Source organism: Pseudomonas sp. R5-89-07, assembly GCF_003851685.1.
Taxonomy (GTDB): Bacteria; Pseudomonadota; Gammaproteobacteria; order Pseudomonadales; family Pseudomonadaceae; genus Aquipseudomonas.
On sequence record NZ_CP027727.1, the window covers coordinates 923,732 to 947,074 of the forward strand.

Below are 23,343 nucleotides of genomic sequence, written 5' to 3' on the forward strand. Positions count from 1 at the left end.
TGTTCCTTTCCTGGTCTCCGATTTTGTCCTATACTGAAGCATTTCCTGACATTAATGAAAAATTGCACAAATTTTAACTGGACGAACTATGAAAATAATGCGTTCTAAGCTTCGGAATTTGTCAAGGTCTATGTTGCGCTTCAACTCGCTGTTGTTATATTCATTTCTTCTTACGCTGTTCTTTTTTGGTACCAGCTATTGGGCTATTTATACGGTCGTAGAGGAGCAACGCGTCAAGGTTAATTACCATTATTTTAGAATGGTTGGTGCAATACATGAGCATGAGCTTTTTTTACTACAAGTTGCTCGGCTGACGTCTGCTGCTTTTAAATTTGATAAGCCATTAGTGCTGTCAAGCGTCAACCATTATATCTCAAATTATCATGATTTTTATGACGTCGAGGGCGGTGAGCGCGAACTTGCATTTTCCATGATGTTGCCTAAGGCTATTCTTGATGGACAGGCGATAAGGCATAAATTAGAGTTGGCCATGAAAGTTTCGAAGTTTCGCAAGGGCTTCTGGGATGATTCCCCCTATTCGGCGCCGCAGTTATTCGTTCTAGATAGTCGCAGTGTTGCTGGCTTCTCCATTCCTCCCATTGACCGCCGAGCAGGGCGAGGCGAAACTGCTCGTAACGGCCTTCGACAGGTCATTGAGAAAGTCGCTCGTAATGTGCGTAGTTTGCCTTCGGACTCCGGCTCCCGTCGAGTACATTGGCGGCCAGCTTCTGAATTTCTGGGGGCGGGCGCGCGGGAAACTCTGGCTTATGTTTCCGGTGTTATTCCCGATAAGGCTTGGGGCATCAACAGCACATCGTCAAAATTCAATATTGCCGCTCTATTTGAACTGGATAGCCTTTATAAATATGGTCAGCCTGAAAATGCGATATTCGATTCGTTAGATCTTATTTCACCTGAGGGAGTGGTAGTCATAGGGGCAGATATGTCTAAGTCTGACTATGGAAACGGGATTTTTTTAACCCAGACTGGTTTGTTGATCAAGCGCAGCTCTGGGTTTGAAAAAAGCTGGCAAGCTTTTTACCACATTGGCTATCAACGGCTATTTCATGACGCGAAATGGTCGTTGCTCAATGTTCTGCTTTTACTTATCTCCTGTCTTGGTCTTGGGTATTTGTTATTGCGATGGCAGCGTCGGAATATCGTAGATCCAGCAGATCGATATTATGGCTCTTTAATTAGTAGGAATGAGTTTAGCCACGGTGTTATCCAGGCGACGCCGGTTGCATTGTGCGTCATAAAAGAGCGTGGGCGACAAGTGGTTTTGCAAAATTCATTAGCATCAGAGTGGGTCGGCGACCTGAAGTTTGTGGCGCATTTGATGCTCGACTGGCACATGTTTGAAGGCGGTGAGCCGGTGTCCGGTGAAGCATGCGTTATGATAAACGCGCTTTGCTTGCATGCCCGATTCGCCCCGACGACTTACCACGGTAGCCCCGCTTCTTTGTGTGCGTTTATTGATATTACAGCTTATAAAAACTCAGAGTCGGAGCTTGTTAGGGCGCGTAATTTAGCTAATCTTGCTAGCGCGGAAAAAAGTCGTTTTTTAGCATGTATGAGCCATGAGATCAGAACGCCGCTGTATGGCGTAGTTGGAACGCTGGAATTGTTGGGGTTGACCCCGATTAGCCAGCAACAGGCAGGATACCTACAGATAATTAAAGGGTCTTCTAACGTTCTATTGCAATTGATCAGTGATATCCTTGATTTATCAAAGATCGAAGCTGGAGAAGTAGCCTTGAATCTGCAGTCTTTTTCACCTTTGGAGTTGGCGGAGGAGGCGATACGCAGTTATTCGGCTACTGCTGAGGGGAAGGGTTTGTTATTGTACAGCTGTGTCGATACCGACTTACCGGGCAAAGTCCTGGGAGATGGTATGCGAGTGCGTCAGATTGTTAATAATCTGCTTAGCAACGCCATCAAATTTACCTCTACAGGCAAAATCGTGCTTCATTTAAGAGTGCTTGGTCGTGAGGATGGGCGGGTGCGCCTTCAATGGGAGGTCGTCGATACCGGAGTTGGTATCTCCAAAGAGCACCAAATTAATTTATTCGAGCCTTTCTTTCAGGCTGATAATCAACAGTCTGGCACAAATGGAGCCGGCCTGGGCTTGACCATTTGTTGGCAACTCAGCCAACTGATGGGGGGAGAACTAAAGGTCTCGAGTGTGCCCCTACTGGGAAGTAATTTTAGTTTTGAAGTCCAGCTTCTTGAGCTTGAGAGCAGTGTACTGCTTCCTCGCGCTATTCCGGTGGGGACTGTGAAAGTTCATGTTCGCTCTCCGGAGGCGGATCTTACTGGCGAGATTTGTCACTGGTTGGAAATGTCGATGGGAGGCGTCATCGAGTGGAGCGAGCAAGCATCGGTAACGTCCAGCGATAAAGATTTATTATTGGAGCTGTATGGCGATTCAATTCCCCCCATTGAATGGTCCGGCCCTCGTGTCCTGGCTGCCGCGCATGCGAGCATCCACCCTTTACGCGACGTACACGGATGGCATGTCAATATCCATAGCCGTTTGGAGATTACACGTGCCGTCATGTTATCAATGGGCTGGCTAGTTGAATCGGCTGTTCTGCAAGACGATAAGCTTGCCGAAGTCCCGCTCGGTTTAAGGGTCTTGTTGGCTGAGGATCATCCGGTTAATCAAGCTTTGCTCTCCGAACAATTGGAGCGGTTAGGATGTTCGGTAATTACGGTCAGCAATGGAGAAAGTGCGTTTCACATGCTAGAGGTGGGTGAGTTCGACGTGTTGCTGACGGACGTTAATATGCCCGTGATGGACGGCTATGAACTTACCAAATTGGTAAGATCATCCGATAGTTCAATACCGATTGTGGCAGTAACGGCCAATGTATTACAAGGCGAAGGTGATCGTTGTATCAGTGCTGGTATGAATGCATGGCTGACCAAGCCTGTTAGCTTGGCTGCATTACGCAGCTGTTTAAAAGCTGTGACGGAAGGCAAGGTTGTCAGGCTGGGTGAAGCGACTTCTCGGAGCGGAATCCCTCTAGCCGAAGACGACGCGTCGGGTTTACCAATGCAGATGCGTAAGCTTTTCGTCGACTCCATGAAAAAAGACTTAGATGCTGTTTATGCTGCTAAGGCCAGTGATGACGTGAGTGAACTGATTTTCTTGCTTCATCGTATTCGTGGGGCGTTAGCGGTCGTCAAAATACCCTACTTGATAAAAGCGAGTTTGGAAATTGAGCTCATTCTTAAAAAGGGTAAAAGTCTTCCATTGATGTCTAATAAGCTAGAGCGGTTTTTAGAGATGGTAAATACTGTCGTGGAAAGGATCGAAAGCGAGAGTAAGAAATAAGACGCTCTTTGTAGCCCGCCGGCTTATGTCGCAGCGAAGCGGAACACATGGCGGGGCTAATATGCCCCGTCTAAGCAGCCCACAGTTTAAATGGACTGGCCATGCGCAGCTGTGAAGCGGCGTTTATCCAGCACGCGTTATCGGTAAGCTCTGGCCAACTCACCTGCCAAGCTCCAGCATTAAGGGTGGTGGTGTTCGAGTATTTTTAAGCTGACGCGCTAGCCTTTGTCACAAAAATTCTCATTCGCGAACGAAGCTTATACCCCAAACCGTTCAAAGCTCAGGTCGTCCAGGAATGCTTACTACCTGGAGCGACGATTTCCATCATAGTTATCCACCTCGATATCAACGCCAACATTATCTCAAAGTGGCGTAAGCGCTCGATGATCCCCACATTTAACGTATCAGCCTGATCCGCGATGCTTTGCTCCCGATTTCTTCCGGAGCCAGCACCTCATGATGCGCGGATGCCCGCTTGATCTGTACGAGACCTGCTCTAGGTACGATTACTAATAAATCGCCCGATAATGAATAACTCGAGATTCCTCAGATCACGCACTTGCTATCGAAGATTTTGAAATTGGGAAAAAGAGGGGGTTGAAGACGGATTCAGGTTTATCAATCCGGCTGATTGACGAGTAACTTTCGAGGGAAGCACCGTTTCAATGCGCCCAGTGAGTGCCTTATAGTTGCGTGCTTGAACCAGCAACTGATAGGCATCGGTGGCTTGTCCATATGATCCATATGCCGAGGCTACGCCGGGTGTATGTCGAAAATTCATCAGGAGAGCAGCATGTTGGTCAAGCGTTAGTAAAAGCTCTTATGAGACATGCGGCTCTTCGCTTTCGGGCCGTGCACATCAACTGATATATCCCAAGGCGACGCGTTTTATCTGCACTGTGGTTTCATACAAACATATATTCCTCATGCTACTCCTGTCATGCAGACAGGCGAGAGCTGCTGCACGTAGCCAAAGGTGTATTTGCCAGCCGCTTACCGTTGTTGATTGCTTCGGCTCGCCTATATCAATAGATATATCTCGCGATCCGCAGCGCAGGCCTGTGAAGTTCCGTCAAGTTTCCCATCAGAGTCAACAAGCCCAATGCATGCTTAGGAAGCGGTTGATTTTTAATTTCAAACTGCGCTACTCCGTTTGGGTTGGTAATGCTCTCACAGCTTTCTGCACAATGATTCCTTAGATGTGGGTGATCATCTGCAAGGCGCTGCACGCAAACCATCCCCACCTACCCATAAATCAGGTACTGGATGGCATTTTTAGCCAAAAGCTGCACGAAATACCTTGATGTAGGAATTGTCCGAGGGGGTGGGGCGTTTAGTCCTGTTGGTTTCTTTTTTTCTAACTGTAAATTGTAAGTCCTATTCTTGAAGGTGGTGGTCTTGGGTGTGTGTCTTGTTAATTTTGTAATAGGCTGCTTGCTTTCCTGTGTTTTTTTTGTGGAATCAGCACTTGCTCGGTGTTCTGATGATAACAAGACATTTGACGCGGCATTTCCAAGCGCGATTGTGATTTCACCCAATATTCCCATAGGAGGAGTGTTGGCGCGGTCGTTATGGATGGGTATTGGCTCGTATTCCATAGTCTGTAGCGTCGGAGATAAAGTCTTATATGAAGAACGATCGGGTATGGAGATGTCCCAGATTCCGGGGGTATATAAGACCAACGTTGAAGGGGTTGGTTTGAAGTTTGTATTGAAACCTCATACCAATAGAGCAGTGCCTTTTGCACTACATTACGAACGGCCACTTGGTGTGGACATTGGGGTAGAAATTTCTTTAATTCGCACAGGTGCGTTTGTCGGGAAAAACAGGCTAGAGGCTAATTTTGACATTTCGGTCGGTCACGGTACGGCCTCAAGAGCTGCGACATATAGGGGGAGGATATCAACACAATTGGAGGAAAATAATTATACAATGTGTTTAGTCGGAGATATAAATTTAGACGTGCAACTGGGAAGATTTTTTGTTGGACAAGTAAGATCCGGTAGCGCTGCACCAAAGTCATTTTCTTTTGATGTTTCTTGTGCTGGTGTACCTGCCGGAAAGCCGCTTCCGGTAAAAGTATATTTTGTCGGCGACTCTCCATCTGCCGGTACTTTATATCTTTCAGGTAGGGGAAGTTCTGGGGTGGCTAAAGGCGTTGTAATTGGATTGGAAAATGATAAAGGAGTTGCTCTACCTTTTGATAGGGCTAATGCGGTACCAATCGAATGGCAGAGCTCTCAACCGTCAGGAGAGGTCTACCGTTTCGATGGTTTGGCGAAATATATGCCAGGAGGGGGAAGCATACAGCCCGGTATGGCGAATGCGGTAATGATAATTGTCTTGGAATACAGCTAGTTCCTTTGTTTGCGTAGGAGCGAGGCTCTGGCTTTTCTGTAATATTATGCTCTAAGGTGGCGCTCCACAATTGAGGATTTGATGTTGATTTTGTTTAGGGCGGAATTGGAGAACGTCATTGCCAATTATGAAGTGAAGGCTTTATTTTAACTAAAGTTTAACTTGAACATCAGTAAGGTAGCTGGCTTGAAGCACTGGCCCGCAAAGGGGGCATTCTCAGTATGATTTTATATCCGGTAGACTTCCTGTCGTTGTTATCTGGAAGGGCGTAAGTCTTTCATCGATATTTAATGATCTGGCGTTTTTTAGAACCTGTAAATAACGTTGTAGAAAGAGTCGAAAGCGTGTGTAAAAAATAAAAGGCTATTTGCAGCTCACCTTCTTGTGTCGTAGCGAAGTGTATCACATGCTAAGAGGGGCTTATTGTGCGCCGTCTGCGCGCCTAACAGTTAAAGCGGACTTGACCATGTGCATGTTGTTCAGCGGTTTCATCCAGTATGCATTTTCCTTCGCTCTGACTCGCTAATATCAGTGCGCTATGTCCCGCCACATGTCTGTGATTGTGGTCTGTGAAGTGTTGTCGAGTTTCTCGGCCAGACTCAATAAGGTCAACATATGGTTAGGTATCATCTTGTTACGACGCTCATGGCAGAGCTACTCTGCTCGGGTTGGTAATACTCAAAGGTACCATCGGCCTAAAGGTTAGATACGGGCGGCGTCTGTTGCTCAAAAAACGCACGAAATGCTTTGGTGTAGGAATTGTTCCGGGAGAGGAGGACTTTGTCCTGTTGGCTTCTTTTTTCTACCTGTAAGTTTGATTCTGGGGGGAGGTGGTCTTGGTCGTACGTCTTATAAATTTTGTAATGGGTTGCTTGCTTTCCTATATATTTCTTGCAGAGTCGGCACTCGCTGTCTGTGTTGACAATGACTATAAATATGAAGTGACATTTCCAAGCACGCTTAGGATCTCATCCGTTCCCATTGGAGGGGTGTTGGCGCAGACGGCATGGCAGAGCCCTCTCAGTAATGCCATACGTTGTGACATAGGAGATATACTCTTATATGAAGAAAAAACGGGCATGGAGATGTCCGGAATTCCTGGCGTGTATAAGACAAACGTTGAAGGCATTGGTATGAGATTCCTACTGGGAAATAGAGGAATACCATTGCCTTTTTCCAGGGTTTTCTCTCGTTCTGGGTCTGTGGATCGTACGATAGTGATTGAGCTTGTACGCATAGGTGCTGGAGTCGGGAAAGAAAGGATAGAGTCCGATCTCCACATTGAGATCGGCCAGGAGGGTGGAGGGGCGAGTGGTAAAGTTGCGACATATAAGGGAAAGTTATCATTTGACGTAATTGGCAATAATTATATGATGTGTTCTGCCGGAAATCTGAGTTTAGATGTGCAGTTGGGAAGGTTTTTTGTTGGGCAAGTAAAGTCCGGTAGTGCTGCTCCAAAATCATTTTCTTTTGATGTCTCTTGTACTGGTGTACCGGCCGGAAAGCCGCTTCCGGTAAAAGTATATTTTGTCGGCGACTCTCCATCTGCCGGTACTTTAAATCTTTCAGGTAGGGGAGGTTCTGGGGTGGCTAAAGGCGTAGTAATAGGGTTGGAAAATGATAAAGGGGTTGCTTTACCTTTTGATAGGGCTAATGCGGTACCAATCGAATGGCAGAATTCTCAACCGTTAGGAGAGGTCTACCGCTTCAATGGACTGGCGAAGTATATTCCGAGAGGGGGAGACATACAGCCCGGTGTGGCGAATGCGGTAATGACAATGGTCTTGGAATACAACTAGTACCTTGTTTGCGTTGGTATGTGGAGTGAAGTTCTGGCTTTTGCCGGTTATGATAGCGTGAGTAAAGAATAAAAGGCTGTTTACAGCTCACCTTCTTGTGCCGGAGCGGAGTGGATCGCAGCTAAGAGGACCCTACTGTACGCCGGCTGCGCGCCTCACATGCTTTGATGTAAGAATTGTCTGAGTGGGTGCAAGGTTTTGTCCTATTGGCTTCGTTTTTTTAATCTGTAAGCTGATGGGGTTGATCCTGAAAGGTAGTGGTCATGAGTGTGCGTATTTTTAGTTTTGTAGTGGCTTGCTTGTTTTTATATATTTTTCCTGTGGAGTCGGCGCATGCTAAGTGTTCGGATAAGCTCAAAGCATTTGATGTGACATTTCCAAGCTCGGTTAGAATTTCATCTGTTCCTATTGGGGGAGTGCTGGCGCAGATAAAATGGTACACTCCTGGCGATTATTTCTTTGGCTGTGTGGACGGAGATGTCATATCGTATGAAGAAAAAACGGGTATGGAAATGTCCGGGATTTCTAAAGTATATAAGACCAACGTTGAAGGGGTTGGTATAAGGTTTGTGTTAGGTATGTACACAAAACATACATTGCCTTATTCTTTTGTTTTCCATCCGCCGATGGTGGCCGAAACTACTATTGTAATTGAGTTAGTACGCACAGGTGCGGGGGTTGGAAAAAATAGGCTAGAGTTCGATTTGGACATTGAGGCCGTAGAAGTTGGAGGTTCAGGGCTGAAACTTGCGTCATATAAAGGGAAGGTGTCAACAGAGTTGACTGAGAACAATTACATGATATGTTCTGCCGGAAATCTAAATTTAGATGTCCACTTGGGGAAAGTTTTTGTCGGACAAGTGAGGTCCAGTAGCGCTGCGCCAAAGTCATTTTCTTTTGATGTTTCTTGCACTGGTGTACCTGCAGGAAAACCTTTGCCGGTAAAAGTATATTTTGACGGTGACTCTCCAGCCGCTGGTACTCTAAATCTTTCGGGTAGGGGAAGTTCTGGGGTGGCTGAAGGTGTTGTAATTGGGCTAGAAAACGATAAGGGGGTTGCATTACCTTTTGATAGGGCTAACGCCATACCAGTCGATTGGCAGAGTTCTCAACCGCTAGGAGAGGTCTTCCGCTTCAATGGACTGGCAAAGTATATTCCAAAAGAGGGAAATATTCAGCCCGGTGTGGCTAATGCGGTAATGACGATGGTCTTGGAATACAATTAGCACTTTGTTGTGCTGTGTATATAGGATAAAGCTTACCTTCCTGAAGTGTCAGGTTCGCTATCTCTAATATGGTTTACGCGATTTTGGGTGTTTCCGTTGCTGTCGCTATTGGTTGTTGTTTGTCTGGTAGGAAGTGCCTGTCGTATTAGTGGGTGGTTTTGACATGTCTGGCGCGAATAGCATAAAGCTCCACGATATAATTAATCCTATGGTTGGCCTGATGGGTGTACCTTGGTCTATGCCGACACATTGGTTGCCTTACGCTGCTCTATTTAATACGAATAGACAAATATAAGTTATGAAAAATCCGCGATTACGTATCATTTTAGTTGATGGCGATAGCACTCGAAGAGTGCGAGTTGAAAAAAACCTTAGCAGTTTAGGTTATCACCGGCTGGTACCGCTTTCTTCCTTTCGAGAGTTGACGGTGTTGATGGATAATGCGATCGATGTGTTTGATCTGTTGGTAATCGACGAGGAAATTCTTTTTTTTGCAGGGGTGGAACTTGACTTGGTGTTATATAATAGGGGCTGTATCAGGCATTCGTTGATTTATAATAGTGTGGGCTTATATAAGACGCAATGCTCGTGGTTGTCTGGCTGTCACTTTACAAGCTTAGAAGGGGCTGATATTCCGATTTTGGCTAGAGTTTTGAGGTGTATAGAGCATCACATGTTAGGGTATGAGATTAACAAGGGTCTCAGGTTGCGATAACGTTTGTTAGTCGTTTTTTGATTTACAATTTGTTCTGCTCAACCAGTCTTTGATGATCATTGATTCCCGCCCTCATTAGCATTCATATTGGTGAGGTCTACGTCGTACCAATCAGAATTGGTAGAGTCACGTTTACACAGTATTTAAGTCCGGTATCGCTTATTTGATTTGCGATGCGCACGAGCCTAAATTGATGCAGCATAAGTTATGCCCCGAATAAAAAGATACTTTATTGCGGCGATGATTATCAGCGGTGTGATATCGGTTAATTGTACCCAGGTCGAAAACATGGGTGGGGGAGATGCCAAGATTGCCTCATTGAGCCGAGTTCAGGTAGTCCAGGGCTTGGAGACCGGAATTATTTCGGAAATTTACGTGGGTCAGGGGGATGTGGTGGAGCAGGGTAAAAAGTATTTGGCAATCGATCCCGTTTGCCCGAGCCCCGGCTATCGCAAAGCGTTATTGAAGGTGATCGGCCTGAAAGCGGCAATTACCCGTCTACGTTCCGTGGCTTACCAGCAGCCACTGGTTTTCGATAATATAGTTAAGCGATTTCCTATGGTGATGGACCAGGAAATCCGTATTTATAAATCAGAAAAGCGTGCACTTAATGAAAGTATCCTGATGTTGGAACGCAAATATCTAGTCTCTATGCGAGATCTTACTATTGCCGAACAGCTGGCTAATAAGGGGCGTGCTTCACCCATCGAAATGTTGCGATTGAAGCGCTCCGCCGACGATATAAAACTGCAAATTTTCGAACGTATAAAAAAACTCCAGGCTGATGCAAGCTCCGAGCTGGTGAGGTTGGAGTTGGAACTGTCGCAGGCCACCGAAAAATTGTCAGGTTGCGCGCAAGTCCGCGGCCGCACTTCAATGCACCGGTGGGGAAGCACGGTCGAGAATCTGAGCGTAGGCACTACGGGCGCATCATTCAACCCTCAGAGCACATCCTAGAATTCGTGGCGCTGGAAAGTAGCTACTAATGCTGGAGAAATGCTTTTTTCGAAGCCGTGGGTTGCCTTCTGGCGGTTACCACTGGCTTATAGGTTCTCAGCGCGGCCCAGGAACTGCCTGGCGATACCACCATGCCGACCGATAGATGGACCCTCAGGACGGTGTACAGCCACACACGCGAACCTTTTGACTGGCCTAAGTGGGGTCGCATTGCGCAATTGCATTGATACCGACCGCCCTGGCGAAAGGCGCGTTATGGCTGGCCAGACTGGAATCGAATGACGATCCACCAACCCAAAAGCCCCGCCGGAGATGATTGCCATGCTCAATACCAAACAGCAGCTGCAGGAGATGGGTGAACTCATTCAGGACATCGCCTACCTGCTTGAGGACAGTACAGATAATGCGCCCTTGGCCTTCTTAGAAGTATGTGCGAATCTGCAATTGCAGCTCTCACAGCTGATGCGCGCGACCTTCATGGCAGTGCAGCAAAAGGCTGTGTCCGACCTTTAATATTTCACCTCGTACGTCGGGGAATTTTCCGGGCGCTGACCACGCCGATCATAATGAGTCACCAACTCGTATCATCAGATGCCCGGCCCGGCCGGGCGGTTGGCCCGTCCCAGTACACACGAATCAAACGCTCATGTTCAGGCTCAGGCACCAGGTACTGCCAGCGCTGCTGTTTGACTTCCATTGATCGACGCCGCGCAGCTCACCCTCGCCCCCCGGTGCCGACCGCTGCCAATCGCCGACATGCTCGGAAATTTAAGTTTGCTCAGACTAGGTATGGCCTGGGCATAGGGTTTCGCCTCCTCTCCCAGCTCAGGGATAAGCGTATATTTACCCCGGCCTATGCTATGCAGTTTGCACCACGACCTGCTGTTTGCTGTGAGCGAAGCACAGGTGTGGCTGGACGCGAACTAGCACGCTGACTGACGGCTTGATTCATCTTCACTCTCTTAGAATTTATATTTTGCACGTCATCGCAAAAAGCTATAGAAATTAGACTTTAACAATCAAATTGGTTGCGCTAAGCTAAAATAGCTAACAGGAATTGTAGCTCCCATCCTGCAAAGGAACGCAAGTATAACTCTAGTCTGTTCTCAAATTATTTTCTTTGCAGGTCAAATGACTTTTTGCCAGCGGCACCATGTCCGGGCAAGTGGTTCGAAGCTTATGAAAGCTTAAACGTATTAATAACCGTCCGCCATTGATCGTTTTCTTATGGCGGGATTTTGTTTGCGCCTATCACTTTATTCGAGGGAAATCGACTGTATAAGCCTTGGCGTCTATAGCTTGATTGTTTTCTCATGGCGCTTGTACTTCATGCGCGAGGTATGTTTTATTTTTTAGTTGCGAAATCAATACAAATCTTATCTTCAAGAGTGCGGGAGAAGAAAATGCGTAATGTGTTGTCGCAATTCATCCAACAAGCCGCCGATATCCCAGAAACGTTGCCGTCATTCATGGTGATGCCAGAATGACTTATCAACAGTTGAACCAGGAAAGCGACAGGTTGTGCGGAGTATTGCAACAAGCAGGCGTCAATTCCAGCCACACAGTTCCCTTGATAGCACAGCGTACGCCGGAGCTTATCATTGGAATCTTGGCAATAGCCAAAACTGGTGCTGCTTATATCCCGGTTGATATTCAACCTGGAGCCAAGTTCCGCTTGGGCGCCGGGCCGTACGACATGGCGACCGGATTACCGAGGTACAGTTATGAAATTTCAGCAGCAGCTGAGGGGATGCGCCACCAGGTGACCGATAAATCGCACCTCATGGGGCCAAAGGGTCGACATTTTTGGGTGTATGACATTACCAATGAATCCACTATGCCTGTGTTAATCACCCTGACCAAAAATGGCACGCCCTTCCGTCCCTTGGCCTGACCGTGTCGCGCGTTACGCGTAACGGGGATCGCGACAAAAACACCCCAAAAAGATCGACATGTCGAGTCCAAAGCCCGGGGCTTGGGTCTCCCGCATCGTGGGCTACCTACTGGTGGTCACCACCGCATTACTGATCAGCAGCGTTGCCTGAGAATTGCTAAGCGGGACTACCCTGTCGACCAACAAATGGCCCCCGGACAGTGTACACCGTCGCCGGTGAGCCGTTTAAATACTGGGCGTCAGTGGGTATCGCATTGCGCAATCGCGCTGGCCCTGGGGGCTTGGCGGCAGGTGCGTTCTGGCTGGCCACGCTTGAGCCCACTGGCGCGGCACTAACCAATAAACGTCACCGGAGATAATGACCGTGCTCAACACCGCTCACATCAAACAGCAGCTGCCGGAGATGGGTGAACTCGTCCAGGACATGGCCAAACTGCTCAAGGACGGTACCGACGACGCGCCCTTGGCTTTTTTGAAGCCTGTGAGGATCTGCAACTGCAGGTCACGCAGCTGATGCGAGCTTCCTTCCTGGCCGTGCAGCAAAAGCCTGTGCCTGAGCTTTAATACTTCGCCTTGCACGCTGGGGAATCCGTACGCAAAGCATTCATCCGGAATCACCGGAAGTCCCGGAAAATTACGGCCATTCATCAAATTTGGTTGACACAAGTGTCACCTTGTATATGATTGCAGGTGAGCGCGAAACCAGTGGCCTTCAGCGGCAATGACTGGCGTAGGAACCCCGGCGATGGCTGAACATCGGCGTAGGGTGAGACCTCCACACCCCTGCTTGAGGGTGTGTATATGAATATCAAGCTTCAAATTTAAGGGCTACTTTCATGAGTAGCCCTTTTTCTTTGCTCTCAGAAAAGCGTGTAGCGCTTGTATAACAGTTCGCCATGGCGATGCTTATTGAGCGATTTGGCGTCCGTGTGCATAAAGTTCCAGAGCATCTGGCCCTCGAAGAACACGACGCTTACGAGCATCTGCCGCTTCGACTCATATGCTCCGATGAAAGCCAGGCGGTCACTACCGTCTGTGAACGCAACTTTCCAGACCTCCAGCGGGCCTGTGAGCGTATCCAAGGCCAATCTTACGTAGCGCTCACGGGCATCCAGCCGTTTTTCAACGATGTGATGGATGCTGCTGCGCAAGATCGTCACAACACCCATAGGCGTCTCGACGGTTATGGACAAGATCGCAGGGTCAATGAACCCCAGATGGAGAGCTGTCACCTCGATGGCATCTTCATGTGTGGTCGCCGCGGTAACTTCCTCAAGAGCGTGTGTACGCAGCTCGCGCTCTAACGTACGCAAGTCGGGAAGACTGCTATCAATCCACGTGGGTTGGCCTTTTACTTCAGAAATCTTGGGTAGGAGAGGGTCCGTGCTCAAACGTCGTAGCTCGATTTGGAGGTTGTCAGGTCATCATTGTGCCATGTCTAGAAAAAGACGTTTGTAACAGCCCGGCGCAATCGACCAGGATAAGGACTTGATGTATCCCCTGATGATATTTGCTTAGGGTACGTTTTTTAGATTTCTGTAGGTGCCCCTTCAATACTTCATCTTGTACGTCGCTTAGTCCTCCGGCCGCTGGCCCCGTCGCGCGCAGTCCGTGCACGCCTAAGCCCACGACCTTAATACCCGCCGCGTGCGCCCATCGTGCCACCACCTTATAGATCCCATTATCCGTAACGGCCTCGCCGGTGGTACAGCCACGGATCGAGCGAAAAAGCTGGCAGTTACCTGAGTCTCGTTGACTATCGCGTTCTAGGTACTCATGAATGCGCTCGGCCGCAACCGGGTGCAACGGCAAATAGCTGGTCTTACCGCCTTTCCCTCTCACCTGCAGGTGTTTGATTTGCAGGTCGCCAGTCATCAGCTGCGCGGCTTCGTCACGGCGCAGGCCGTGTTAGAGCAGCACCGCCAAAATGGCGCGGTCGCGGATCCCCTTCAACGTCCAGCCGTCCGGCGCCGTCAGCAGCAATTTAGCCTAGTCATCACCGAGTGCTGGCGTCTTGCCTTCGTTGATTTCGATCCTGCGCCGTTTTACCCCGTGCACAGAGTTGCCGCCGGCGACGGCGTTGTTCTCCAGGAGGTGAGCGAACAGGCTGGCCAGCGCCGCCAGTCTGCGCCGGATGGTGGCCCCGGCCAGGCCTCGGGCTTCCAGCTGGGCACGCCAGGCCAGTACGTGCGCGCGGGTGACCGCGCGGAATTCCTCGGCGCCGGTGAGCCCGACAAAGCTGCAGAAGTCTTCCAGGTCGTTTTGGTACGCGCGGCGGGTGCGCTGGTTATCGATATTGGCGAACCATTCCACCGCTGTCGGCACACCGGCCAGCTGCTGGAATTCGATGGCGCTAAGACGACGTTCGCTGGCCGGCATTAGCATGGCCGGAGACTGGGGAAGTGAGGTCGTTCATCGTATGCCCGGTCCTGCCGGTCGACCTGCAGCGTGCTCAGCCTCAACCTATTCCCAGTATTCGCGAATCAGCCGCTCGTGTTCAGGTTCGGGCACCAGGTGCTGCCAGCGCTGCTGTTCCACGTCCATTTGATCGACGCCGCGCAGCTCGTCCCCGATCGCGGCGCCGGCCGCTGCCAATCGCCGGCGCGCCCGGTACCAGAACCCATCGGATGAGGTGTAGTGATACAGCGGTATCACGGGCACCTGGTGCGTGCACCACAGCCGCCACAGCACAGCCAGGCCAATTCCCTGCCGCTGATGCTCAGGCTGAATTTCCAGCATGTTGATGTACAGCCGATCGCCCAGCGGATTGATGCCGTAATCGACGTGGCCCACGCGTTGGCCATTGACCTCGATGACGTCCAGGTAGTCGGTACCGGGAAAGACAAAGTTGCCACGCGGGGATTCTTGCCGGCGATTGACCAGGAGCACGCGCTCTGCCTGCTCATCAGGTCTTTCGTCGCGTGTCTACGGAAAAGGTCCTGCACCAGCGCAAAAATCGACATACGGCCTACCCTGCTCATTTGGGACGATAACCTATTTTATCACGACTTATCAGGCGGGCGAGCAGCGTGGTGGTTTATGTCGTTAAATGACCGAAGTCAGTATTTTGTTCTCGTTACAAGCTAAAGCGGGTTGATTAGTATTGGGGGGTTTAAGGTCGGCTTCAACCAAATCGATCAGCGAGGTCGACCTCGTGAATGTCAGGTAGTCAAAGGTGTAGACATGAGGGGTAACAAAAGGCCCGCACGTGCGGGCCGTCGAGTATCGAGAGGGAGCGAAAGCTCGACCGAGGAAGTATAGGCCAGGGAAGCATTACCAATGTGAGCAAAACGCTGACAAAGAAAAGCCGCATTTATCGGCCAACTTTTTCAGAGTTCTGCTCCTTTTTCTGAGCTAGCCAATCAATGGCTGATAACAACAACACCCCATCAGCTGGGCCCTCAAGCTTTACGGAGCTGCCAGTCGTGTTGTCTCTAATTATGACGGTTGGAGTGGCCGTAACCCCGGCTTTGATGGCCTCATCGGCCTGTTGGCCGACATGCTGTGCGATCACTTTGTCGGTGGCTGCACAGGACAACAGGGCCTGGTTAGTAACACCAACAACGTTCAGATCCCCTTTGAAACCCTGACCGTTACTACGGGTCCGGTCAAAGATTTGGTCAATGGCTTGCCAGAAGGAAGGCGCGCCACCAAGCACACCCGCACATTCAGCGAGCTTGGCTTCGTGTACTGCTGCCGAACCGTGCACATCCAGTGGCAGGTGATGCCACTGCAGGTTTACATTCTTCTGCTGCTGTATCCAGGTTTTCAACGCAGGTGTGTACGTCTTGCAGTAGGGACACTCTAGGTCCGCGAACTCAGTCACAGTCCAGCGTGCTTCGGAAGGGCCAAACAACCACGGGCCTGTGTTGTGCTGGGCTGGTATCTCACTTCGAGTGAGGGCTAAGCAGGCCATCGATGTGCCTGCCAAAACGCACCCCAGCATCACCCAATATTTGCGTAGGCCTGTCATGCCCGAGCCTCGGCTGGCTTCGATGAAAGAAGCGCTTGTTTACGAAGGGCCTCAAGCAGAGCGTTCTCAGCATTCTCGGGTTGTGGGTGCTGTCGCAGCCAGTTGGCTAACACCGCGTGAAGTTGGGACTCGATGTCACGACGATCCACCGCACGAACCAAAACCTGTTGCAGTTGCTCTATCAAAACGGGGGCACACACCTCAAGGGTTTGAAGGGCGTCTTCACCCGGTTGTTCAAGCAGCTGGGTCAGACTTTCTATCAGGTTCTGGGTCAGGGAATTCAATGCTCTCATGCTTGGCGCTCCAAGGCCGTGACTTGTTCGGGGAAAGTAATGATGTGAGGTTCGATACCGCGATAGCGGTCAAGCGTTGCAGCAACTTCAATGGCGGCATCGAGCTCGCTGCAGCCTTTGGCTTGCATGATGTCGAAGCGTTGCTTTTTCTCTTCCGGCTCGGTCATGGCCAGGGCCAGGTACAAACTCGGTGGTACCGCCCGGAATAACATTTCCATGCTTTTTGACAACACGACGCCCTCGGTGAATTTGCCGCTTTCTTTACGCGCTGACAGCATCATCGACTTCTGTGCAGGAGTCAGTTCACGAAACCGCGCGATCTTCTCCACCTCATCAGGTGGCATGTTTAAGCACATCCACCATTCGATCATGTTGAGCAGGGCTGAGGCCTCTGGCGGCACGTCGTCAACGTTCTGGGTGGCCATCCAGAACCAGGCGCCGAGCTTTCGCCACATTTTGGTGATCTTGACGGAGTAGGGGGATAGGAGTGGGACCTTCAACTGGATGTGGCCTTCGTCGGTGAAGCAGATCAGCGGGCGGCCTTTAAACTGGTCACGCTCGGCGATGTTGTTGACGGTGTTGAGCAGGGAAATATAAGCAATGGCCATCTGTGCGCTATAGCCTTCTCGCGCATAGGTGGCCAGGTCAACAATGGTAATGTCCGCTTCAGGCCACGGGGTGCCAGGACGGTTGAACATGTCGCCTTCGGTGCCCATACAGAACATGGACAAGGCTTCCGCCATCTCCAAGAATCGTGTGCTTCGGGCGTCTGGAATACCGGGCTCGAGTCCCATTTCTCGCAGCGCTTCACGGATATCTTCGGGCAGAACGATACGTTGTTCCGTCACGCATTTTTTCGCTGCATTCAGTATGCATTGGCGGATGGCGCTACGGTCGGCACGAGTAAGACGGGCATCCTCTTTTTCTTCACCACCGGTGATCATCAGCCTGGCCGCAATTTCCATCTCACCCAGGATGTCGCGTTGTTCATCCTCGGTCTGGCTAGTCAGGTGTTCGTCCGACGCCTCAAGATCATCAGCTTTGAGAATCTTCACGTTCTGGGTGGGTTCGATGAGCTTCACAGCATCAGCGAACGGCGCGAGGCTGACACCTGATCCAGGGGCAAGACGAACCCGGTTTACTGTCAAACCCAACTTTTTGGCGAAATCACCGAGTAACCCAAAGCTGTTGCCAGCTTCCACAATGAACAGGCGTGGCCGATAGATGGCAATGATTTGGCTAAGGATGTTTGTCGCGCTGGCCGATTTACCTGAACCCGTAGGCCCGAAAATGAACAGATGCGCATTCATCTGCCGGTCCAGCTTGTTCAGCGGGTCGAAGGTTATCGGCGCTCCCCCACGGTTAAACAGGGTAATACCCGGGTGCCCGGTTCCGGTCGACCTACCCCAGACGGGGGCAAGGTTCGCAATGTGTTGGGCGAACATCAGTTGTGCGTACCACTCCAGTGCTTTGCGCGCATTGGGGTCGAAGTTGCCGGGTAGCCATCTAAGGTAGGAGTTCAGCGGTGCCACTTCATCCCGAGGTTCCACCGGCTCCATGCCCGCACCCAGCAATGCGCTGCTGAGTTGCAAACTGCGTTCGTGCAGCTGGGCATCGTCTTTACCCCGCAGGTAAAACGCTACGCTACCTCGGTACAGCTTGTGCTTGCGCCCGAGCAACTGACGGGCGGTGGCGACGTCTTCGCGTGTCAGGATCGAGGCTTGAGTGTCTCCAACTGCCTTGCGTGAAAGCTGTTCCAGATGCCCTTCGAGAATGTCCTGCGGGGTGATCACGAGAGTGATACAGAGAATGGTGTCCTCTGGCATTTTGTCGAACAACGCGTTGAGCGCATCACCGCCCTTTCGGGTTTCACCGGTTAAGTGCCCGGTCTTGGGAGCATCCCTCAAGCGGTCAAGCATCACCACCTGATGAGGAAGGCCGTCGAAATACCACAGACCTTTCTCTATATCTGACAGTGGTTCGCGATAAAACAGGTTTTGCGAGAAGTCAGTGCCGCTGGCGAGCGGCAGCTCGCCCTCTGCAGCAGCAGGTGCTTGCTTGCACACCAATTCGTAGAAGCGGCGAATATCTGCATCGGCAGGGCCAAGATGATCGGGACGTGGATTGAACCAATGAATCAGCCAATGGCGGATGGCGTGGCCATCCATGCGATGGGTTTTAATGCCGGCGTTCGCCAAGCCGCCCACCAAGCGATCACATATGATTTTCAGGTAAGGACCTGGCGCCTGGCCTCGCACATCCGCTTGCGCGCCTTGGGTACGGCGGTAGACAACAACACGGACGCGGCGCTGCTGGCCCCTCCAGGGCAGTTGGCTGACCTTGGTGTCTTCAAACAGCCCGCCTGGTTTGGAGATGGATTCCAGGTGTTGCTTCATCAGCTTCAAATAAAGCTCGGTAAATGCACTGCCTTGTGCGCGTGGTTGAACGTAGTCATGCAGTTGCTGAAGGTAATCGTCCCAGCTGGTTTCGTCCTGGGCATAGAGCTGAACCACCCAGGGTGAGGTTTCAAGCTCGTCGAAGGAGTCCTGGAGGGCGTTTTCCAGGGCGTCGCGGGCCTTGCGTAACCATTCGGGATCCCGACCTTCAGTACCAATCGGTGTCAGCTCAAAAAATGCAGCGCGAGACACCCCGTCTTCCAATAGCATGGCTTTTTCCGCAGGTAGGTAATCCACCCAGGGCAGCAAGTCTACGAAGGAGGGATTGACGTCGTATAGACGGTCAGCATCAGCGGTCGTGGCTGGTTTTTTCTTTGGATTACGCCAATCGCTCGGCGAGGGAATACCCATGGCCGCAAGGCGCTCGTAGTAACGCTCAATCGCGGCCTCAAACGTCTCGGTTGCTGATCCCTGCACGTCGTCAGATACCGGCGCACCTGGTGTTACGCCAGGCTCCACACGCTCTGACGCCCGCCGCGTTTTGAATCGTTCAAAAAAACCCATCAATATGCCTCCGTGCGTTCGCCAGGCATGGCGTATTGCACCCGCTGATACAGGGGAAACACCGTGGTGTAGCCTGGGATCGGTGCTGGGTCTGAACCCGCTAAATGAGGAAAGACGTACATCACCAGGTCGGGATTGGGTAGGCGTTTAAATTGGCTGTAGATCTCGTTTTGTGCGGTACGTGTGAACCTGGTGTTGTCTGTTTCCCTCGTCTCAAGAGGCCGACGAAGATCTTGGCGTGCATCGAGCAATTGGCGGCTGCTCGAGCTGCTTGAGCCGCTGGAACCTTGATCCCAAACGTCCATCATTGTGCGGTCCCCATGGGGGAGTAATTCGTCTTTGTTGGTGGAACATGCCGAGGCGAGTAGGGCGATGGCCAGGTATGCACCTAGTTTTAAGCCATGATTAGTCAAGCGCAGTCGAAACATGACGGGCTCCTGAGCGATAGTTGACCTTGCGGCCATTGAGTTCGTAGTCGATGGTCAGTTGCTGGTCCAGGTGCACAGCTATCTTTGCACCGGGTTGTACATACACCGCTGCGAAGGCTTGCCCGTAGAGTTTGTTGACCCAGCTGGAGACGTCATTGACGCCCTGGCCAATGATTTTGCCCATGGCTTCACTGCCCGAGCCGCCGACAGAACCGATGGTCCCGGACTGAGGGTTTATAAAAGATCCGCTGTTTCCATCTGACTTGATGAGGGAGGCAGCACCCGCGCCGGCGGCGGTAATCAGTACCTGCGAGCCAATGTATTGCGAGGCGTTGCTTTTGCGGTCACCACTGATGCAAGGGATGCCATAAGCATCGCTTATCCAGCCCAGGCCACCCTGAATGGTGGTTTGGTTGCCATTGTTCTGGTTGTTACTATTTTGACTGCTATTCGTTTCTTCTTGAGGTTGTGGCAGCGTGCGCACAGTGCCGTCATTGAAGACGAACGTCAGGCTTTTGATCTGACCGCGTACGCAAGACAGGGTCCAATCGCCGGAAGCCGTTCCGCTGGCCACCGCGCCGGCGACGTCGGGCAGGTCGATGCCGTTGGCTGTGAGATTGTCCGGCCCGATCAATACCTTGAACGGGTAGGGGTCGTTTACAGTGCCGTCGATGGGTACCCGGCCGATCAGCGCGGACATGGCCACCGAACCCATCAATGTCGAGTTCTGCGGCAAGGTGTACACCTTACGCACCTGTTTGCGGGCCTCCTGTGGCGAGATTTCATTCGCAACACTTTGAGCGCCCGTGCGCAGTGCATTTTGACCTCGGTCCACGGACTCGCCAAAAGAGGTCGGGAAGTTGAAACCGCTTGCCGTTTGATTTGACCCTGCAGCGAGGGGTTTGCCGTTGATATCGACCGGCGTTGCGTCCTGCGGCTCTATCCAAACAACGTCCGCGCCAGGCCCGCCTTTGAAGGCTTGACCGTCACCGGGCTGAACGCCGAAGCCGATCGGCAAATCAGACCCAGACTCATTGCCACTGCCTGATTTGTTGCTCAGGGTATTGTATTGCTGCTGCAGCGTGTCCAAGAGGGTTTGGCTCTGTTGTTGCGCCTCCTGCTTCATCGTTTGCTGAACGTTTTGCAACTTGTTATCGACGTTGAGATCGATGTTCTGCAGGCGTTTTTGCAGCTCGATGTTCTGTTGCTTGAGCTCGTCATTGTTCTTCAAAGCATTGGAGACTTGGTCCTTTAGTTGTCGGCTTTCAACGACAATGGTGCGCAATGTGTCGCCAGGCGTATCACCGTCAACACCCAGCTTCTTCGCCTCATCCGTACTGAGTGCGACTGTTTCTGGTGCATGGATTTGTTGTTCCGCACTGCCGCGGCTGAACAATTTAACCACGACGAAAATTGCTAGGATCGCGAACGGGATGACCAGGAATTTAATCAAAGGATTATTCTTCACGGCGGGCTCCCTTCGGATCGATCTGGCTGATGGCAGCCGGCAACAACGATTCGGCTAGACCGTGGCCACGGGTCACCAGGTAGACCGTCGAGGTATCGCTGGCATCACCCTTGGCGCCAAGGTAGGGATGCTGAAAAGTCGCGGTGACAAAGTCACCCATCAGGTCACGCGGATCCAATGTGAGGTTTTGGGCGCTCGTGTTACGTAGCTTAACCGCCGTGACCCAATACTCGTCTAACCGCCACGACCCCAACGCATAGGCTTCGACCGGCAATGTCGGCATTAGGGTGGTGAGGTCCAAACCGCGCTTCAGATTGATCTGAGCAATCCCCTCCACGGGCTCAACGGTGCGTAGGGGCGCGTAAAGCATCTGTGCGGCATAGCGCGTCATGACCACCGGAAGTGGGGTCTCACGACGCGGTTTCGGCGCGTCCTCATCCTCCTCGGTTTGAGCGCTGGCTTGGGCCGTGGAAGAAGTTGCATGGTTGCTTATAGGTTTGGCGTTGACTTGGCCGTAACGCGGGGCGGGACTGTCCCCGGCTACAATTTTAGCCGGCTCGGGTGCGACCTGATTCGGTTTCCCTACCGTTGCGATGATATCCACGAGCATGATCTCACCTGAGTTCATGTTCTGCAGCTGTAAGCGAGTCGGTTCAATCGGCTCTTTCGCCAACAGGTAGAGGGCTCCACCGGTGCTCTGCACGCGCAGTTTGTCGACGAGGTTACGAGGCAGACCCACCCGTACGTTTTGGTCCACAAAGACAATACGCTCCCGACCCACGATCAAGGGCAGTGCTATAGGGATTCGATCCCAGCGCAGGATTTCGACGGCGTTGGCCAACCCGCAGAAGTGAAGGGCTAAGAGCCCGATGATCATTAGGCGGCGTGTCATCATTTGCCTCCTGCTCTGGTCGTTTCTGCGGAGACTTCGATGCGTTGTGGATTACTGCTATAACAGTCCCAGGCCAGGCCGAACGGGTTTTTTTCGGGATCGACGTCAGATCGGATAATTCGTAATGGATAGCGAGCAAATGCCCGCTTTACGCGCTCCCCGCCGTAGTGCTCGTCAGCGGTGATATCCAGGTTGACGGTCCAGTCATTGATGCTGTGCTGTTCAATATGTTGCTCAGATTTATCGTCGATGCCTCTGCCTGGAATTTCAAATACACCCCGTTCACGTTTGCGCAGTTCCCCGCTATTGCGGCGTAGCTCGAAATCTTTCTGCAAGTAGGCTTTGCAGCTGGGTGTCAGGTAGCTTTCCAAGCGGGTAATGTTGTCCTCGTAGTCGGTTTCACCATCAACGGGCCAACGGTTCATTTGCTGAAAAATGTACAGACCGAAGGCGTATACCGACTCCGGTGGAATATCCCACCACTTACGGGTGCTACCTGAACGTAGATCTGGAGGTACATGAACAGTTAGGTCACGCGGTGCGCTCTGCCAGCCATAAGCCATGTACAGACCCAGGGCAATGAGAAGGCCAATGACCATGCGCAGGCTGTTGATGTGGGCCAGTTGGGCGTCTACTTTTTTACGGTAAGTCATTGAACCTCCGTTCGATGACAGGTCCACGCACCTGTACGAGTAATCAGCAGGGCTTTATTCCAGGTCGGAAAAAACCGCGCGATGTTCAATTGCATCTGGCGGTATAGCCATGTATCAGGTCGACCGCGTTTCCACCGACGCAAGAAACGACTGGCAAGAAACAGCCCTAGAACAGCACAGAGCATGGCGGCGCCGATGATAAGTGCCCAAATCTGGGTCAATATCGCGGCCGGAATACCGATAACCAGCCCTGCGCCGGTACTTAACGCCAAGGTGGCCCACATTTCGTCAGCGGTAAGGCCGCCCATGATGACTGGCTGATTGTTCAATCGCACTGGAAGGAAGATCAGGGTCCCATCGTCTGAGAGTTCTGTCATGGCCACGGCT

At 51.3% G+C, this 23,343-nt stretch carries 19 protein-coding genes and 1 pseudogene; 9 read left to right on the plus strand and 11 right to left on the minus strand.

Annotated features, from left to right (window positions below; all coding sequences use genetic code 11):
- Nucleotides 1–130: 130 nt before the first annotated feature.
- The 9 genes from C4J94_RS04070 to C4J94_RS04115 all read left to right on the plus strand — a co-directional run bounded on the left by C4J94_RS04070 (nt 131) and on the right by C4J94_RS04115 (nt 12,803).
- Nucleotides 131–3,340, plus strand: coding sequence for a hybrid sensor histidine kinase/response regulator (locus C4J94_RS04070; RefSeq protein ID WP_164485552.1), 3,210 nt, complete (start codon nt 131–133; stop codon nt 3,338–3,340).
- A gap of 242 nt (nt 3,341–3,582) precedes the next feature.
- Complete coding sequence (locus C4J94_RS28065) at nt 3,583–3,753, plus strand: transposase (protein WP_372239265.1); 171 nt, start codon at nt 3,583–3,585, stop codon at nt 3,751–3,753.
- A gap of 976 nt (nt 3,754–4,729) precedes the next feature.
- Nucleotides 4,730–5,698, plus strand: a complete 969-nt coding sequence (locus C4J94_RS04085) for a fimbrial protein (RefSeq protein ID WP_256657714.1) — start codon at nt 4,730–4,732, stop codon at nt 5,696–5,698.
- A gap of 836 nt (nt 5,699–6,534) precedes the next feature.
- A complete protein-coding gene (locus C4J94_RS04090; protein WP_124369561.1) occupies nt 6,535–7,497 on the plus strand; it encodes a fimbrial protein in 963 nt (320 codons plus the stop codon).
- A gap of 263 nt (nt 7,498–7,760) precedes the next feature.
- The gene (locus tag C4J94_RS04095; protein WP_124369562.1) at nt 7,761–8,723 is read left to right on the plus strand and encodes a fimbrial protein; all 963 of its coding nucleotides are present in this window, start codon (nt 7,761–7,763) and stop codon (nt 8,721–8,723) included.
- 922 nt (nt 8,724–9,645) lie between these two features.
- On the plus strand, nt 9,646–10,395 hold the full coding sequence (locus C4J94_RS04100) for a hypothetical protein (protein WP_124385076.1): 750 nt from the start codon (nt 9,646–9,648) through the stop codon (nt 10,393–10,395).
- 321 nt (nt 10,396–10,716) lie between these two features.
- The gene (locus C4J94_RS04105; RefSeq protein WP_256657642.1) at nt 10,717–10,908 is read left to right on the plus strand and encodes a hypothetical protein; all 192 of its coding nucleotides are present in this window, start codon (nt 10,717–10,719) and stop codon (nt 10,906–10,908) included.
- 910 nt (nt 10,909–11,818) lie between these two features.
- Nucleotides 11,819–12,289, plus strand: coding sequence for an AMP-binding protein (locus C4J94_RS04110; RefSeq protein ID WP_218566822.1), 471 nt, complete (start codon nt 11,819–11,821; stop codon nt 12,287–12,289).
- Nucleotides 12,290–12,647: 358 nt separating this feature from the next.
- A complete protein-coding gene (locus C4J94_RS04115) occupies nt 12,648–12,803 on the plus strand; it encodes a hypothetical protein (RefSeq protein WP_256657643.1) in 156 nt (51 codons plus the stop codon).
- A gap of 346 nt (nt 12,804–13,149) precedes the next feature.
- Here C4J94_RS04115 and C4J94_RS04120 read toward each other — a convergent pair whose 3' ends face one another.
- From C4J94_RS04120 to C4J94_RS04170, 11 genes and pseudogenes are all read right to left on the minus strand, one after another.
- Entirely contained in the window at nt 13,150–13,680 is a 531-nt protein-coding gene (locus C4J94_RS04120; protein WP_124369565.1) for a PBECR2 nuclease fold domain-containing protein, read from the minus strand.
- A gap of 25 nt (nt 13,681–13,705) precedes the next feature.
- A pseudogene (locus C4J94_RS04125) lies at nt 13,706–14,674 on the minus strand (tyrosine-type recombinase/integrase).
- Between the two features lie 78 nt (nt 14,675–14,752).
- The gene (locus C4J94_RS04130; protein WP_256657644.1) at nt 14,753–15,178 is read right to left on the minus strand and encodes a GNAT family N-acetyltransferase; all 426 of its coding nucleotides are present in this window, start codon (nt 15,176–15,178) and stop codon (nt 14,753–14,755) included.
- 424 nt (nt 15,179–15,602) lie between these two features.
- Nucleotides 15,603–16,262 carry a thioredoxin domain-containing protein gene (locus C4J94_RS04135; RefSeq protein ID WP_124369566.1) on the minus strand — a complete coding sequence of 220 codons (660 nt, stop codon included), beginning with the start codon at nt 16,260–16,262 and terminating at the stop codon, nt 15,603–15,605.
- Entirely contained in the window at nt 16,259–16,555 is a 297-nt protein-coding gene (locus tag C4J94_RS04140) for a hypothetical protein (RefSeq protein ID WP_032877928.1), read from the minus strand. Before C4J94_RS04140 ends, C4J94_RS04135 begins: the two co-directional genes overlap by 4 nt.
- Nucleotides 16,552–19,515, minus strand: a complete 2,964-nt coding sequence (locus C4J94_RS04145) for a conjugative transfer ATPase (RefSeq protein WP_124369567.1) — start codon at nt 19,513–19,515, stop codon at nt 16,552–16,554. Before C4J94_RS04145 ends, C4J94_RS04140 begins: the two co-directional genes overlap by 4 nt.
- On the minus strand, nt 19,515–19,943 hold the full coding sequence (locus tag C4J94_RS04150; RefSeq protein ID WP_124369568.1) for a TIGR03751 family conjugal transfer lipoprotein: 429 nt from the start codon (nt 19,941–19,943) through the stop codon (nt 19,515–19,517). Before C4J94_RS04150 ends, C4J94_RS04145 begins: the two co-directional genes overlap by 1 nt.
- A complete protein-coding gene (locus tag C4J94_RS04155; protein WP_124369569.1) occupies nt 19,921–21,411 on the minus strand; it encodes a TIGR03752 family integrating conjugative element protein in 1,491 nt (496 codons plus the stop codon). The genes C4J94_RS04150 and C4J94_RS04155 overlap by 23 nt, the downstream gene beginning before the upstream one ends.
- Nucleotides 21,401–22,303, minus strand: coding sequence for a TIGR03749 family integrating conjugative element protein (locus tag C4J94_RS04160; protein WP_124369570.1), 903 nt, complete (start codon nt 22,301–22,303; stop codon nt 21,401–21,403). Before C4J94_RS04160 ends, C4J94_RS04155 begins: the two co-directional genes overlap by 11 nt.
- The gene (locus C4J94_RS04165; protein ID WP_124369571.1) at nt 22,303–22,956 is read right to left on the minus strand and encodes a PFL_4703 family integrating conjugative element protein; all 654 of its coding nucleotides are present in this window, start codon (nt 22,954–22,956) and stop codon (nt 22,303–22,305) included. Before C4J94_RS04165 ends, C4J94_RS04160 begins: the two co-directional genes overlap by 1 nt.
- Entirely contained in the window at nt 22,953–23,333 is a 381-nt protein-coding gene (locus C4J94_RS04170; protein WP_008437403.1) for a TIGR03750 family conjugal transfer protein, read from the minus strand. Before C4J94_RS04170 ends, C4J94_RS04165 begins: the two co-directional genes overlap by 4 nt.
- Nucleotides 23,334–23,343 lie beyond the last annotated feature (10 nt).